Source organism: Streptomyces sp. 4F14 (assembly GCF_048159485.1).
Lineage (GTDB): Bacteria > Actinomycetota > Actinomycetes > Streptomycetales > Streptomycetaceae > Streptomyces.
On sequence record NZ_JBLRVY010000001.1, the window covers coordinates 507,014 to 521,471 of the forward strand.

At 72.0% G+C, this 14,458-nt stretch carries 13 protein-coding genes; 12 read left to right on the forward strand and 1 reads right to left on the reverse strand.

Features of this window, described 5'->3' with window-relative positions:
* The first annotated feature begins 196 nt into the window (after nucleotides 1-196).
* The 12 genes from ACLZOT_RS02080 (at nucleotide 197) to ACLZOT_RS02135 (ending at nucleotide 13,931) form a co-directional block, all read left to right on the forward strand.
* Complete coding sequence (locus ACLZOT_RS02080; RefSeq protein ID WP_416966901.1) at nucleotides 197-1,570, forward strand: MFS transporter; 1,374 nt, start codon at nucleotides 197-199, stop codon at nucleotides 1,568-1,570.
* A 31-nt stretch (nucleotides 1,571-1,601) separates the two neighbouring features.
* Nucleotides 1,602-2,651, forward strand: coding sequence for a beta-ketoacyl-ACP synthase III (locus ACLZOT_RS02085; RefSeq protein ID WP_416966902.1), 1,050 nt, complete (start codon nucleotides 1,602-1,604; stop codon nucleotides 2,649-2,651).
* Complete coding sequence (locus tag ACLZOT_RS02090) at nucleotides 2,648-2,887, forward strand: acyl carrier protein (protein WP_416966903.1); 240 nt, start codon at nucleotides 2,648-2,650, stop codon at nucleotides 2,885-2,887. Before ACLZOT_RS02085 ends, ACLZOT_RS02090 begins: the two co-directional genes overlap by 4 nt.
* Before the next feature lie 23 nt (nucleotides 2,888-2,910).
* Nucleotides 2,911-3,801 (forward strand): TauD/TfdA dioxygenase family protein, encoded by an 891-nt coding sequence (locus ACLZOT_RS02095; RefSeq protein WP_416966904.1) that lies wholly within the window; start codon nucleotides 2,911-2,913, stop codon nucleotides 3,799-3,801.
* Nucleotides 3,798-4,334, forward strand: a complete 537-nt coding sequence (locus ACLZOT_RS02100; RefSeq protein ID WP_416966905.1) for an FcoT family thioesterase — start codon at nucleotides 3,798-3,800, stop codon at nucleotides 4,332-4,334. Before ACLZOT_RS02095 ends, ACLZOT_RS02100 begins: the two co-directional genes overlap by 4 nt.
* A gap of 20 nt (nucleotides 4,335-4,354) precedes the next feature.
* On the forward strand, nucleotides 4,355-5,938 hold the full coding sequence (locus tag ACLZOT_RS02105; protein WP_416966906.1) for a fatty acid--CoA ligase: 1,584 nt from the start codon (nucleotides 4,355-4,357) through the stop codon (nucleotides 5,936-5,938).
* A 43-nt stretch (nucleotides 5,939-5,981) separates the two neighbouring features.
* Nucleotides 5,982-6,239, forward strand: a complete 258-nt coding sequence (locus ACLZOT_RS02110; protein WP_416966907.1) for a phosphopantetheine-binding protein — start codon at nucleotides 5,982-5,984, stop codon at nucleotides 6,237-6,239.
* Nucleotides 6,226-10,692 (forward strand): amino acid adenylation domain-containing protein, encoded by a 4,467-nt coding sequence (locus ACLZOT_RS02115; protein ID WP_416966908.1) that lies wholly within the window; start codon nucleotides 6,226-6,228, stop codon nucleotides 10,690-10,692. The genes ACLZOT_RS02110 and ACLZOT_RS02115 overlap by 14 nt, the downstream gene beginning before the upstream one ends.
* Nucleotides 10,693-10,718: 26 nt before the next feature.
* Nucleotides 10,719-11,759, forward strand: a complete 1,041-nt coding sequence (locus tag ACLZOT_RS02120; RefSeq protein WP_416966909.1) for an ABC transporter substrate-binding protein — start codon at nucleotides 10,719-10,721, stop codon at nucleotides 11,757-11,759.
* 56 nt (nucleotides 11,760-11,815) lie between these two features.
* The gene (locus ACLZOT_RS02125) at nucleotides 11,816-12,781 is read left to right on the forward strand and encodes a FecCD family ABC transporter permease (RefSeq protein ID WP_416966910.1); all 966 of its coding nucleotides are present in this window, start codon (nucleotides 11,816-11,818) and stop codon (nucleotides 12,779-12,781) included.
* 7 nt (nucleotides 12,782-12,788) lie between these two features.
* Nucleotides 12,789-13,607, forward strand: a complete 819-nt coding sequence (locus tag ACLZOT_RS02130) for an ABC transporter ATP-binding protein (RefSeq protein ID WP_416966911.1) — start codon at nucleotides 12,789-12,791, stop codon at nucleotides 13,605-13,607.
* Between the two features lie 165 nt (nucleotides 13,608-13,772).
* Nucleotides 13,773-13,931: a hypothetical protein gene (locus ACLZOT_RS02135; protein ID WP_416966912.1), complete on the forward strand. Its 159-nt coding sequence runs from the start codon at nucleotides 13,773-13,775 to the stop codon at nucleotides 13,929-13,931.
* 312 nt (nucleotides 13,932-14,243) lie between these two features.
* On the opposite strand, the gene ACLZOT_RS02140 is transcribed toward ACLZOT_RS02135, so the two are convergent.
* The gene (locus tag ACLZOT_RS02140) at nucleotides 14,244-14,423 is read right to left on the reverse strand and encodes a hypothetical protein (RefSeq protein ID WP_416966913.1); all 180 of its coding nucleotides are present in this window, start codon (nucleotides 14,421-14,423) and stop codon (nucleotides 14,244-14,246) included.
* Nucleotides 14,424-14,458 lie beyond the last annotated feature (35 nt).

Sequence of the window (14,458 nt, forward strand, 5' to 3'; positions counted from 1 at the left end):
ATCTGAAGCGGATATCCGGCAGTGTGGCACTGCCGGAATTCAGCGCTGCCCTGAAATGGTATTTATGCTTTCCGTAAGTGTTCTTCCGTGAATTGTTCTCAAGCTTTCTTCCGGGTGTTAGGGTGACCGAAAATGATCGACCGGTTCATCTATTCGTTCCATTGATTCCCGTTGATGCGGGAGGGGGATTTCGGCCGTGCGGGCACGACTGTCTCTTCTTGTTCTGGCACTGGCCCAGCTGGTCATAGCCCTCGACTACAACATCGTCTACGTCGCCCTCCCCGACATCGGAACCGGCCTCGGCTTCTCCCCGCACGACCTCCAGTGGGTGGTCAGCGCCTACGTCGTGACGACGGGCGGCTTCCTCCTGCTGGGCGGCCGGACGGCCGACCTGCTGGGCCGGCGCCGGACCTTCGTCGTCGCCGCCCTCGTGTACGCGGGATCGTCTCTGGTGGGCGGCTTGTCGGAGTCGGCGGGCGTCCTGGTCGCGGTCCGCGCGGTACAGGGCATCGGCGGCTCCCTGCTGTTCCCGGCCACCCTCTCCCTGATCAACACGATCTACGAGGAAGGCCCCGCCCGGAACCGCGCCCTGGCGGTGTGGGGCGCGGCGGGGGCCGGTGGCCTGTGCTTCGGGTCGCTGCTCGGCGGGGTGCTCGTCGAGGCGTTCGGCTGGCCGTCGGTGTTCTTCGTCAACGTCCCCGTGGCGGCGGCCCTGGCGTGGGCGGGGTGGCGGCTGTTCCCGGCCGACGGCCCGCGTACCGGCACCCGGCGGTTCGACGTCACCGGCGCACTGACCGCCACCGGCGGGATCACCCTCTTCGTGTTCCTGCTGATACACGCCCCCGAGGCGGGCTGGACCAGCCCGTCCGCCCTGATCGGCGCAGTACTCTCGGTCACCCTGCTGGCCGTCTTCGCGGTCGTCGAGACCCGCACCCGCGACCCCCTGGTGCCGGCCCGGCTGTTCGCCCACCGGGGCCTGGTCGCCGCGATGGCGATCACCGCCCTCTACAGCGCGACCTTCAGCTCCCTGCCCTACTTCCTCACCCTCTATTTCCAGCACGTGCGCGACTACAGCGCGTTCGCGACCGGCCTGGCGTTCCTCGTCCCGGCCGTGGTGACCGCCCTGGGCACGCAGGCCGGGGAGCGGGCCGTCGCCCGGGTCGGCGTGCGCCGCATGCTGGTCGGCGGCATGGCCCTGGGCGCGGCGGGGGCCGCCGCCCTCGGTCTCGCGCTCACCGGGGACGGCTCCTACGCCCTGCTGCTGCCGGGGATCGTGCTGCTTGGCCTCGGCCAGGGCGCTGCCTGGACCGGGATGTGGATCGTCGCCGCCTCCGGGATCGCCGCCGAGGACCAGGGCGTCGCCTCGGGCATGGCCTCCACCACGCTCCAGGCGGGCGGGGCGGTCGGCCTCGCCCTGCTGGTCGCCCTGTCCGGCAGCGTCGGCCAGGGCCCGCCGGACGAGGCCCTGCTGACCGGGATACGCACCGCCGTGTTCGCCGTCGCCGCCGTCCTGTGCTGCGGAGTCCCGCTCACCCTCGCCCTGCGCAAGGCCGCTCCGGTCGCCGCCTAGTTCCCCTTCTCACCCCACGAGGAGTACCGCTGTGCCCAGCGACACCTTCGGCCCGCCCGCTCGGACGGCCGTCCTGTGCGGCCTCGCCGGATGGGTACCGCCCCGCGTGGTCACCAACGACGAACTCGCCGACCGCCTCGACACCGACGACACCTGGATCCGCACCCGCACCGGGATCCGCAGCCGCCACCTCGCCGACCCCGGCCAGGCCACCTCCGACCTCGCCGTCGAAGCCGGCCGCCGCGCCCTGCGCTCCGCGGGCGGCGAGCCCGCCGACACGGTGATCGTCACCACGACCACCCCGGACCGTCCCTGCCCCGCCACCGCCCCCGTGGTGGCCGCCCGCCTGGGCCTGACGGGAGCGGCGGCCTTCGACGTCGGGGCGGTGTGCACCGGGTTCGTGTACGGCCTCGCGACCGCCGCCGGACTGATCGCCGCCGGCGTCGCCCGCCGGGTCCTGCTGATCGGCGCGGACACCTACTCCGGCATCGTCGACCCGCTGGACCGCGCCAACGCGATCATCTTCGGGGACGGCGCCGGAGCGGTCGTCCTGCGCGCGGGAGACGCCGACGAGCCGGGCGCGGTCGGCCACTTCGACCTCGGCAGCGACGGCGCCCACGAGGACCTGATCACCGTCGAGGCCGGCGGCTCCCGCCAGCGCTCCACCACCGTCGAACCCACCCACGCGCAACGCCACTTCGCGATGCGCGGCAAGGAGGTCTACCGGCACGCCGTGACCCGCATGGCCGCCTCGGCGCGGGCCACCCTGGAGCACGCCGGCTGGAAGACCGACGACGTCGACCACTTCGTCCCGCACCAGGCCAACCTGCGCATCCTGCACTCCGTCGCGGACGACCTGGGCCTGCCGAGAGAGCGCTGCGTCGTCAACGTCGACACCGTCGGCAACACCGGAGCCGCCTCCATCCCGCTCGCCCTCGCCGACGCCGTCGCCCGGCGGCGCGTACGGCCCGGCGACCGGCTCCTGATCACCGCCTTCGGCGGTGGCCTCACCTGGGGTTCCTGCCTGACGACCTGGCCCGACCTCGCCGATCACCCGCAACCGGAACGGACCACACCATGAGCACCTACGAACAGATCGTCGACGTCATCGTCCACCTGCACGACGTACCCGCCGGCCTGATCCGCCCCGAGGCCACCCTCGGCGCGCTCGATGTGGACTCCCTGACCACGGTCGAGATCAGCATCCGCATCGAACGCGACCTCGGCGTCACCGTCGGCGACGACGAACTCCAGCCCGACCTCACCCTGGGCCGGCTCGCCGACCTGGTCGACTCCCGGCGCACCACCACCGTCTGACCTCCCCGAAAGGACCGGCAGCCATGCAGATCACCGACCAGCCCGGCGCCGAACTCGGCGTCATCGTCGAGGACTTCGACCACACCACGGCCTCCGCAGCGGACATCCGCACCCTCAAGGAGGCCGTCTACACCAAGAAGATCGCCGTACTGAAGGGACAGCACCTCACCCCCGAGGAGTTCCTCGCCCTCGGCCGGCGCCTCGGCCGCCCCGAGACCTACTACGAGCCGATGTACAAGCACCCCGACGTCCCGGAGATCTTCGTCTCCTCCAACGTCCCCGAGAACGGCAAGCAGATAGGCGTACCGAAGACCGGCAAGTTCTGGCACGCCGACTACCAGTTCATGCCCGACCCCTTCGGCATCACCCTGATCCACCCCCAGGTCGTCCCGGAGAAGAACCGCGGCACCTACTTCATCGACATGGGCCGCGCCTACGAGCGGCTGTCCGCGGAGCTGAAGAAGGAGATCGAGGGAACGCGCTGCCGGCACTCCGTGCGCAAGTACTTCAAGATCCGCCCGCACGACGTCTACCGCCCGATCTCCGAGATCATCGACGAGGTCGAGACGAGGACCCCGCCGGTCCTCCAGCCCACCACCTTCACCCACCCGATGACCGGCGAGACCGTCCTCTACCTCAGCGAGGGCTTCACCGTCGGCATCGAGAACGAGGCCGGCGACCCCCTCGACGACGAACTCCTCAATCGCCTCTTCGAGGCCACCGGCCAGCTCGACGAGACCTACGAACACGAGGGCATCCACCTCCAGACCTTCGAGAAGGGCGACCTGCTGGTCTGGGACAACCGCAGCCTCGTCCACCGCGCCCGCCACACCACCACCCCCGAGCCGACCGTCTCCCACCGCGTCACCGTCCACGACGAGCGCAAGCTCTACGACGGGATGCGCGCCGCGTGACCGCGCCCGCCGACGCCCCGCCGCAGCGGTCGTACCCCACCGACGAGGACCTGCTCGCCCGGGTCCTGACGCCCTACAAGGCGCACTGCGAGTACCTGAGAACCGCCGAGGTGACGGCCGCCGCCGGGCTCTCGGCCGCGCGCTGCGCGTTCGCGATCCCCGAGTCCTGCTACATCGACGACACCGGCCACCTGAACGCGGTCGAGGCCAACATCGCCTACAACCAGATGATGTACTACCTGGTCGCCAAGTCGGTGAAAGAGGGACTGCTGACCGGGTTCGAGGAGTGGACCCTCGACGACTTCTGGCGCCACCAGCTCCCCGACATCCTCATCGCCCGCTTCACGGCGAACTTCCGGCGCCCCGTCGACCCCCGCGACTTCACCGGCGAGCTGGAGTTCCGCTCCGTGACCCGGCGCACCCCCGCCGGCGGCAGCCCCTTCCTCCACGCCCAGACCGCCTTCCGCTACCGGGACGCCCACGGCGGCCGCAGCGACGGCGAGGCGACCCTCGCGTTCGTCAACATCCCCTGACCCACCGGAGGCACAGCTTCATGGAGACATCCACGGCGCCCCAGCACCAGGGCACCAGGCTGCACCACCCCGGACTGAGCACCCTCGTCCACACCACCCGCTTCCACGCCGGCCGCCGGCCCGAGGCCGCGGCGGTGCTCTGCGAGGGCCGCACCCTGACCTACGCGGACCTGCACCGCCACAGCAACCGCCTCGCCCACGCCCTCAGAGCGGCGGGACTCGCCGAGGGCGACCGGGTGGCCTACCTGGGCAAGGAGTCCGAGCACTACTACGAGGCCCTCTTCGCCTGCGCCAAGACCGGCACCGTGCTGGTCCCGGTCAACTGGCGGCTCACCGCGCCCGAGGTCAGCCACATCCTCCAGGACTCCGGCACCCGGCTGCTGTTCCTGGAGGAGGAGTTCGCCCCGATCGTCGCGGGCATGGACACCGAGCCCCCCGAAACGATCGTCCACCTGAGCGAGGTCGAGACCTGGAGCGCCGGACACCCCGACGGGGAGCCGGAGTTCGACCCCACCCCCGACACCCCTGTCGCCCAGCTCTACACCAGCGGCACCACCGGCCTGCCCAAAGGCGTCGTCATCGCCCACCGCAGCTTCTTCGCGATCCGCGACGGGCTCGCCAGCGAGCAACTGGACTGGATCGACTGGCGCTCCGGCGACATCGCCCTGATCGGCATCCCCGGCTTCCACATCGGCGGCCTGTGGTGGGCCACGCAGAACTTCAACGCCGGTACGACGGTGGTCGCGATGCGCGCCTTCGCCGCCCGGCAGGCCGTGGACCTCATCCGCGACCTCGGCATCACCACCGCCTGCGTGGTCCCGGCGATGCTGCGCATGATGCTCACCGAACCCAAGGTGAGCGCCGAGGACTTCACCACCCTGCGCAAGACCGTGTACGGCGGCTCCCCGATCTCGGAGGCGCTCCTTGAGGAGAGCCTCGCCGTCCTGGACTGCGAGTTCGCCCAGATCTACGGCCTGACCGAGACCGGCAACACCGCCGTCTGCCTGCCCCCGGCCGCCCACGTCCCCGGCGGACCGCTCATGCAGGCCGCCGGGCACCCCTACCCGGGCGTGCGGGCCAAGGTGATCGACGGCGACGGCCGCGAACTGCCGCCCGGCGCCATCGGCGAGGTCTGCCTGCACACTCCCGCCCGGATGGTCGAGTACTGGGGACTGCCCGACAAGACGGCCGAGACGCTCGTCGACGGCTGGATCCACACCGGCGACGCCGGCTACCTCGACGAGGACGGGTACGTGTTCATCCGCGACCGCATCAAGGACGCCATCCTCGTCGCCGGCGAGAACGTCTACCCCGCCGAGATCGAGAACGTCCTGGAAGCCCACCCCGGCGTGGGGGAGGCGGTCGTCGTCGGCATCCCCGACGAGCGGTGGGGCGAGAAGGTGCACGCCTTCGTCGTACCGGCCGCGGGCGAGCGGCCCAGCCCACGGGACCTGCACACCTTCCTCGTCGGACGGCTGGCCGCGTTCAAACTGCCCGCGAGCTACGAGTTCACCGAGCACGTCCCGCGCAACCCCAGCGGCAAGATCCTCCGGCGTGAACTGCGCGACCGGTTCTGGAGCGACACCGCGCGCAAGGTCAACTGACCCGCTCGCACATCACCGCACGAGCCACCGAGAGAGAGCCCCCATGCCCGAACCCCTCACCCTGGACGGCTTCCGCGCGGACCTCGCGGAGTGCCTGTTCCTGGAACCCGGCGACGTCGACCTGGAGGACAGCCCGCTCGACTCGGGGCTGGACTCGCTGCGCATCACCACCCTGCTGGAACGCTGGCAGGCGGCCGGCGCCGACGTGACCTTCGTCGAGCTGGCCGAGCGCACCTCCTTCGCCCAGTGGTGGCAGCTCATCACCGAACGCGGGCAGGGAGCCGGCCGTGCCGAAGCCTGAACGCCGCCCGCTGCTGGCCGCCCAGAACGGCATCTGGGCCGGGCAGCAGCTCGACACGGACAGCCCCGCCTACAACACCGCCGAATACCTGCGCATCGCAGGACCGATCGACACGGCCGTCTTCGACCGGGCCCTGCACCACGTCGTCGCCGAGACCGAGGCCCTGAACGTCACCTTCGTCACCGACGACACCGGCCGCCCCTGGCAGGTCGACACCCCGGCCGGCGACTGGCACACCCACATCGCCGACCTCACCGCCGAACCCGACCCGCACGCCGCCGCCCTGGCCTGGATGGACCAGGACATGGCCCGCCCCCTCGACCTCACCCGCGACCCGCTCTTCGGCCACGCCCTGCTGCGCACCGGGCCGCGGGAGTTCGTCTGGTACCACCGCGTCCACCACATCGCCCTCGACGGCTTCGGCCTGTCCCTGGTGGCCCGCCGCGTCGCCGAGGTGTACACCGCCCTCATGGCCGGGGAGCCCGTCCCCGGCAGCGGCTTCGGCACCCTGGAGTCGGTCCGCGACGAGGAAGCCACCTACCGTGCCTCCGCCCGCCACACCCTGGACCGGGCGTACTGGACCGGCCGCTACGCCGACCGCCCGCCGGTGGCCACCCCGGCGGACCGCTCCGCCCTGCCCGCCCGCACCTTCCACCGCCACGTCACCGACCTCGCTCCCGACCGGGCCGACCACCTGCGCACGATCGCCCGCGAACTCTCCGTGACCTGGTCGGAAGTACTGCTCGCGGTCACCGTCGCCCACCTGCACCGGGTCACCCGGGCACCGGAGATCGTGCTGAGTCTGCCGGCGATGGGCCGCCTCGGCTCGGTCTCCCTGCGGGTGCCCGCGATGGTCCGCAACATCCTGCCCCTGCGCGTGCCCGTCGCCCCCGGCGACAGCCTCCGCGACCTCGCCCCCAGGGTCTCGCGCGAACTGCGCGCCGGGCTCCCGCACCAGCGCTACCGCTACGAGCAACTGCGCCGCGACCTGAAACTCGTGGGCGGACAGCGCCGCCTGTCCGGGCCGGGCGTGAACATCATGCCGTTCGCGTACGGCCTGACCTTCGCCGGCCATCCCAGCACCGTCCACAACGTGTCCGCCGGACCTGTCGACGACCTGGCCGTCAACGTCTACGACCGTGGCGACGGCACCGGGCTGCGCGTCGCCGTCGACACCCACCCCGACCTGTACACGCGGGACGGCACGGCCGCCTTTCTGGAGGGGCTCCTCGCGCTGCTGGAGGAGGCCCTCGCCGACCCTGACCGGCCGCTCGGCGAGACGCCTGCGCACGACCCCGGCCCCGATCCCGTCCCCAGGCCTGTCCCCGGTCCCGTTTCTGTCCTGGACGGCGGCCCGCTGCCCACGCCGGTCCGCCCCGTGCTGAACCTCATCGCCGACCACGCGGCCCGCCGGGGCGGCGCCGTCGCCGTCGAACACGCCGGGACCGTGCTCACGTACGCCCAACTCCTCGGCAGCGCACGGGACATCGCCGGCCGCCTGACCGCCCGGGGCGTCGGCCGGGGCGACCTGGTGGCGGTCGCCCTGCCCCGGGGCACCGACGCCGTCACCGCCGTCCTCGGCGTGCTGATGTCCGGCGCCGCCTACAGCCCCCTCGACCCGAAGGCCCCTGCCGACCGCACGGCCCGCCTGCTCGCCGACACCGCCCCGGCGCTCGTCCTGACCAGCGCCGAGCGCGCGGGCGACTTCGCGGACCGTGCCGTCCTCGCGCTGGACGGACCGGACCTCGCCCGCGCCGGGGTCACCACCTCGTCCGGGCCGGCCGGCATCAGCGCGCTGCACCCGCCCGCCGGCATCACCGCGCCGCGCTCGCCCGCCGATGTCACCGCGCCACACAGGCCGGCCCTCCGCTCCGCCGCACCCGACCCGTCGGACCTCGCCTACGTCCTGCACACCTCCGGCTCCACCGGTCGCCCCAAGGGCGTCGCGGTCGGCCACGGTGCGCTGGCCCACTTCGTCGCCGCGGCCACCCACCGCTACGGCCTGCGCCGCGAGGACCGCGTCCTCCAGTTCGCGCCCCTGCACTTCGACGCCAGCGTGGAGGAGATCTTCCTGACCCTGTGCGCCGGAGCCACCCTGGTGATCCGGACCGACGACATGACCGAATCGGTGCCGAGCTTCCTCGACACCTGCGCCCGGCTGGAGGTGAGCGTCCTCGACCTGCCCACCGCCTACTGGCACGAACTCGCCTACGCGGTCTCGACCGGCGCCGCCGCCCTGCCCGAGGGCGTACGGACCGTCGTCATCGGCGGCGAGGCGGCCCTGCCCGAACGCGTCGAGCGCTGGCGGGCAGCGGTCGGCTCCTCGGTGGCGCTGCTGAACACGTACGGTCCGACCGAGGCGACCGTCGTCGCCACCGTCGCCGACCTGCACGATCCCGGCCTCGCCGCCGGCGACGTCCCCATCGGCCTGCCCCTGCCCGGCACCCGGGCGGCGGTGGTCGACGGCGAGCTCTACCTGCTGGGCCCCGCCCTCGCCGACGGCTACCGGCCGGACGTGCCGGACGGCGCCCGCTTCGCCCCGCTCACCGCCCTGCCGGGCGCCCCGCGCGCCTACCGGACCGGGGACCTCGTCCGCGTCGGCGAGGACGGCCGGCTGCGCCATCTCGGCCGGGCCGACACCGAGTTCAAGATCAGCGGACACCGGGTGCAGCCCGCCGAGGTCGAGAGCGCCCTGCTCACCCACCCCGGGGTCCGGGAGGCAGCAGCCGTCGGACAGATCCTGCCCGACGGCACCCGGCGCCTGGTGGCCCACCTCGTGGTCAAGGGCGCGCTGCCGTCCGCCGCCGAGGTGAGGGAGCACCTGCGGGCCAGGCTGCCCGCCGCGATGATCCCCGCCGCCGTCGAGTTCGCCGACCGGCTGCCCCGCACCAGCTCCGGCAAGATCGACCGGGCCGCGCTGCCCGAACCGGCCGTACACCGGGCGCCCACCGCCGGAAGCCCCCTGGAGCAGGCCATCACCGGCGTCTGGCGGCAACTCCTGGGCGCCGACGCCGTAGCCGTCGACGACGACGTGTTCGATCTGGGCGCCCAGTCCCTCCAGGCCATCCAGGCCGCCAATCGGCTCGGCGTGGAACTCGGCCGGGACGTGAAGGTCGCCTGGCTCTTCCAGCACCCCACCGCCGCCGGCCTGGCCCGCTTCCTCACCGACACGCAACAGCCGGACGCCGGACCGCCGACGCACCTGGCCGACAGCGAACTGGACCAGGGCATCCGCCCCGGCATCAGCCGCGTCCCCCGTGACACCCCCCGCCGCATCCTCCTCACCGGCGCCACCGGATTCGTCGGCGCCCACCTCCTCGCCCGGCTCCTGGCCGACACGCAGGCCGACCTCGTCTGCCTCGTCCGCGCACACGGCGTACCCGAAGCCACCGCCCGCCTCCACGAGGCCCTCACCCGGCACGGCATCACCCTCGACGCACGGACGGCTGACCGGCTGACGGCCCTGCCCGCCGACCTCGCCCGCCCCGGCCTCGGCCTGCCCCGTGAAACCCTCGCCGATCTCGCCGCGAGCTGCGACGCGATCTTCCACAACGCCGCGACCGTCAGCATCCTGCGCGACTACGCCACCCTGCGCGCCGCCAACACCGAGTCCACCCGGCAGCTCCTGCGCCTGGCCGCCGTACGCACGACCCCCCTGCACTACGTCTCCACCCTGTCCGTCGCGCCGCCCGCGAGCCACGCTCCCGAGGTACCGGAGGCGTTCCTGCCGCCCCACGACGGCCTGCGCCACGGCTACCAGCAGTCCAAGTGGGCCTCCGAAAAGCTCCTGGAGCAGGCGGCGCGGCGCGGTCTGCCCGTCACCGTCCACCGGCTGGGCCGGGTCGTCGGACCCGCCGGCACGGGATACGTCAACGAGCGGGACTTCCTGTGGAGCGTGCTGCGGGCGGGCATCCCGGCGGGGATCGTCCCGGAGCTGTTCGAGGACGAGGTGTGGACGCCGGTGGACTTCGTGGCCCGCTCCCTCGTCCACCTGAGCCTGCGCCGGGGCGCGACGGACGCCGGTCCGGTCTACAACCACGCCACCCTGCCCCGCGTACGGATGTCGGACGTCCACGACTGGGTGCGGGAGTACGGCTATCCGGTGCGGACCCTGCCACTCGCGCGCTGGCGGGAGGAACTGCCCCGCTCGGCGGACGTCGCCGCGACGACCCTGGCCTTCTTCGACTCCGCCGACCAAGGCGCAGCCACCGACCTGCGTCTCGGCCGCGTCCGCTGCGACAACGTCCGCGCCGGTCTCGAAGGCAGCGGCATCGGCTGCCCGCCGGTCGACCGGGACCTGGTCTTCCGCTACCTGGACCACTGCGTGAGCGGGGCCGTACTGCCCGCTCCCGGCGGCGGCCCCGCGTCGGGGTCTCCGCGAAATAGTTCGCAACTGCCGGGAACTCAGGGCCACTTCGCCCCGACTACTGAGACGGAAACCGTCAGCCCATGAGCACGTCCCGCACGCAAGGAGCCCCCATGCCGATGAACCGGCCGGCCGCCGCCGCCCTGGCAGCAGCCCTCTGTCTGCTCACAGCCGGGTGCGGCTCCTCGTCCGGCGACGACAAGGCGAGCGACACGACGACGGAGGCCGCCGCGTCGAAGACCGGCTACCCGGTGACCCTGACCAACTGCGGCCGGACGGAGACCTTCAAGAAGGCCCCCAGCCGGGTCGTCGTCATGAACGGCGCCTCCGTCGCCGAGGTCTCCGCCCTGCTCTCCCTGGGCCTGAAGGACAAGATCGTCGCCAACCAGCAGACCTACGGCGCCTCCGAAGTCCCGGGCCGCGCGGCCGAGATCAAGGCGTTGCCCACCGGGGACATCAAGCAGAACGACGCCTTCGACATCCCCCGCGAGGCCATGCTCGGACTGCGCCCCGACCTGGTGCTGTCCACCACCTCGTACGGCTACGACGAGAAGAACGGCTTCGCCACCCGCGACCAGCTGAAGCAGGTCGGCGCCAACAGCTACGTCTCCCCGCAGGGCTGCGACCAGGACACCTCGAAGATGACCATCGCCGACAGCTACCAGCTCCTGCGCGACATGGGCAAGGTCTTCGGCGTCAGCGACAAGGCGGAGAAACTCATCGCCGACTCCGAGAAGAACATCGCGGCCGTCGCCGCCAAGGTCAAGAACGAGAAGAAGCCCAACGTCATGGTCCTCTTCTCCAACATGTCGATGGGCGGCAACGACTTCAGCTCCGTCGTCGCCCAGGGCATCTACAACGACATCCTCGCCAAGGCCGGCGGCGCCAACGCCTTCGAGAACGCCTCCACGACCTCCTTCGCCGACCTCAGCAAGGAGAAGGTCGCCGCGACCAGCATCGACGCCCTCGTCGTCATCGGCTACAACGACCCCAACCCGGCGGCCTACGCCCAGAAACTGCTCAAGGAGTTCCCCCAGTGGCCGGCCGCCAAGAACAAGACGTACGTGACGCTGTCCGACTCGATGTACCTCGGCCCCAGCAACGACCTGGCCGTGCAGAAGATCGCCACGATGCTGCACCCCGCCGCCCGCTGAGCCGGTACAAGGTCCTCCTGGCGTCCACCCTCCTGCCCGTCGCGCTGATCGCCACCATGATCGTGGCGATCAGCATCGGAGCCGTGAACATCCCGCTGGGCGACGTGTGGGGGATCGTCCTGCACCACGTCACCGGCGCGGGAACGGCGCCCTCCGACCCCGCGCTCGACCAGATCGTCTGGAACTTCCGCACCCCGCGGGTGGTCCTGGCGGCCCTGGTCGGCGCCGGCCTGGCCGTCACCGGCGCGGTCCTCCAGACCGTGGTCTCCAACCCGCTCGCCGACCCCATCGTCCTGGGCTTCTCCTACGGCGCCACCCTCGGCGCGGTCCTCGTCATCACCCTCGGCGGGGGCGCGGCCCTCGCCGGGCTCGGGGTGTCGGCGGCGGCGTTCCTCGGCGCGGTCGCCGCGGGCGCGCTGGTCTTCGCCCTCGGCCAGCGGCAGGGGCGCCTCGCGCCGGTCCGGCTGGTGCTGGCGGGCGTCGCCATCGGCTACGTCTTCCTCTCCGCGACCAGCTACGTCCAGCTCCAGGCGACCCCGACCGAGCTGCGGACGGTGATGTTCTGGATGCTGGGCAGCGTGGCCGGCGCCAAGTGGGAGCAGGTCCCCGCCGTCGCCGTGGTGGTCCTCGTCACGACCGTCCTGCTGTCCCTGTTCGGCCGGCGCCTCAACGTCCTGCTCGCGGGCGACGAGTCCGCCACCGCGCTCGGCGTCGACGTCAACCGGCTGCGGGCGGTCCTGCTGGTCCTCAGCGCGCTGCTGACCGGCACCGTCATCGCCGTCGCCGGCTCCATCGGCTTCGTCGGCCTGATGATCCCGCACCTGGTGCGGCTCACCCTCGGCGCCGACCACCGCCGGCTCCTGCCCCTGACCGCTCTGCTGGGCGCCCTCTACCTGGTCCTCGTCGACCTGCTCTCCCGCACCCTCAACCGCCCCAACGAACTCCCGCTGGGCATCCTCACCGCCCTGCTCGGCGCCCCGTTCTTCCTGTGGCTGCTACGCCGCAACAAGGGTCTGGACTGATGACCGTATGAAACTCGTCGTCGACCGGCTCCACGTCACCCTGGACCGCACCCCGATCCTGCGCGACGTGAGCCTGGAGGCCCGCAAGGGCGACATCGTCGGCCTCGTCGGCCCCAACGGGAGCGGCAAGTCGACCCTCCTGCGCACCGTCTACCGCTCCCTGCGCCCCGCCGGGGGAGTGGTCCGGGTCGGCGAGGACGACGTGTGGGAACTGACCCCCCGCGCGGCGGCCCGCCGCACCGCCGCCGTCCTCCAGGACGCGGGCGGCAACACCAGCGGCCTGACCGTCGCCGAGATCGTCGCCCTCGGCCGCTCACCCCACCACGGCCTCCTCGGCCGCGACGGGGCCGAGGACCACGCCGCCGTCTCCGACGCCATCGGCCGCTGCGGCGTAGGGCCCTTCGCGGACCGCGACTACGCCTCGCTGTCCGGCGGCGAACGCCAACGCGTCCTGCTGGCACGGGCGTTGACCCAGAATCCGCAGCTCCTCGTCCTGGACGAACTCACCAACCACCTCGACATCCGTGCCCGCTTCGAACTCCTCGACCTCATCCGTGCCACCGGCATCACCACCCTCGCCGTCCTGCACGACCTCGACCTCGCCGCCCGCCTCTGCGACCACCTCGTCGTCCTGCACGAAGGGACGGTGGCGGCGGCCGGACCCGTCCTGGACGTCCTCACCCCGACCCTCCTCGCCGACGTCTTCGGCGTCCGCGCGCGCACCGAACGGCATGCCGACGGCGTCGTCCGCATCACGTACGCGGCCCGAGCCCTCGCGAACGAGCCGGACGACGGCCCCCGCCTCACCGAGACCGCCGACCGCTGAACCGACAGCGAACCCGCAGCAGGCCCCGGAATCCCGTCGGACTCCGGGGCCTCGTCCTGGATCACGACGCCCGAGTGCATACGCAGGTCAGCACGCCGCCCGCCGACAGATCGCGATCCTCCGCCGCGCGGCTGAGCGAAAGAGCATCCCCGTCTGTATGAGCCGATGAACCCATCGGGTACCCGGTACTGGACCGTGGTGGACGACGAACTGGAGGTCGTGCAGGAGGCGGACCGCTTCCTGAGGGAGGTACGCCGGGCCCGGGGCCGGGCAGAGACGGTGACGAAGGCGTACGCCGAGATGGTGACCTTGTTCCTGCACTGATGCGCGGGCACCGGGCGGGACTGCTCAAGAGCGGCCCGGGGCATGGGGCTGTTCATGGTGTGGCTGCGCCGGGCAACGGTGGCCACCGCCAGGCTGTGGTGTGGTCCCGGGGCCGGGAGGAAAGCCGGTCCGTGGGGACGCGTGAATCAACAAGGTGTTGACCGCGGTATGGATGTTCCTGCTTCACGCGGTGGTCGACAAGGTCGCGCCTGCCTGGGTTCTTGAGCAGCTCTACGCGCTGGGGGATGACTGTGATCTGCTGGTGTAGGCCAGAGGCGAGAGCGGTGGGATGCGGTATCGGCTGCGGGCCCGTCACCGGCTGCCGGAGGCGGAAGTGGACCGGGCCGGCTCGATGAGTGGACCGAGGAACTTGATGCTGCGCGGGCGGCTGACCGGGATCTGACCCGGGCACTGAACCAGCTGCTCGAACAGCTCCTCGAACGCCGACCGCTGCCCGTCGTCGGACGGGTCGATGACCGACGAGTCCACCATGACGAACACCGGGTACACCCCTACCCGGGGAGGGT

Coding starts and splice junctions, on each gene's coding strand:
- ACLZOT_RS02090 (WP_416966903.1), top strand. CDS start 2,648: ATGAGCACCTACGAACAGATCGTCGACGTCATCGTCCACCTGCACGAC.
- ACLZOT_RS02095 (WP_416966904.1), top strand. CDS start 2,911: ATGCAGATCACCGACCAGCCCGGCGCCGAACTCGGCGTCATCGTCGAG.
- ACLZOT_RS02105 (WP_416966906.1), top strand. CDS start 4,355: ATGGAGACATCCACGGCGCCCCAGCACCAGGGCACCAGGCTGCACCAC.
- ACLZOT_RS02110 (WP_416966907.1), top strand. CDS start 5,982: ATGCCCGAACCCCTCACCCTGGACGGCTTCCGCGCGGACCTCGCGGAG.
- ACLZOT_RS02120 (WP_416966909.1), top strand. CDS start 10,719: ATGCCGATGAACCGGCCGGCCGCCGCCGCCCTGGCAGCAGCCCTCTGT.
- ACLZOT_RS02125 (WP_416966910.1), top strand. CDS start 11,816: ATGATCGTGGCGATCAGCATCGGAGCCGTGAACATCCCGCTGGGCGAC.
- ACLZOT_RS02130 (WP_416966911.1), top strand. CDS start 12,789: ATGAAACTCGTCGTCGACCGGCTCCACGTCACCCTGGACCGCACCCCG.
- ACLZOT_RS02135 (WP_416966912.1), top strand. CDS start 13,773: ATGAACCCATCGGGTACCCGGTACTGGACCGTGGTGGACGACGAACTG.
- ACLZOT_RS02140 (WP_416966913.1), bottom strand. CDS start 14,423: ATGGTGGACTCGTCGGTCATCGACCCGTCCGACGACGGGCAGCGGTCG.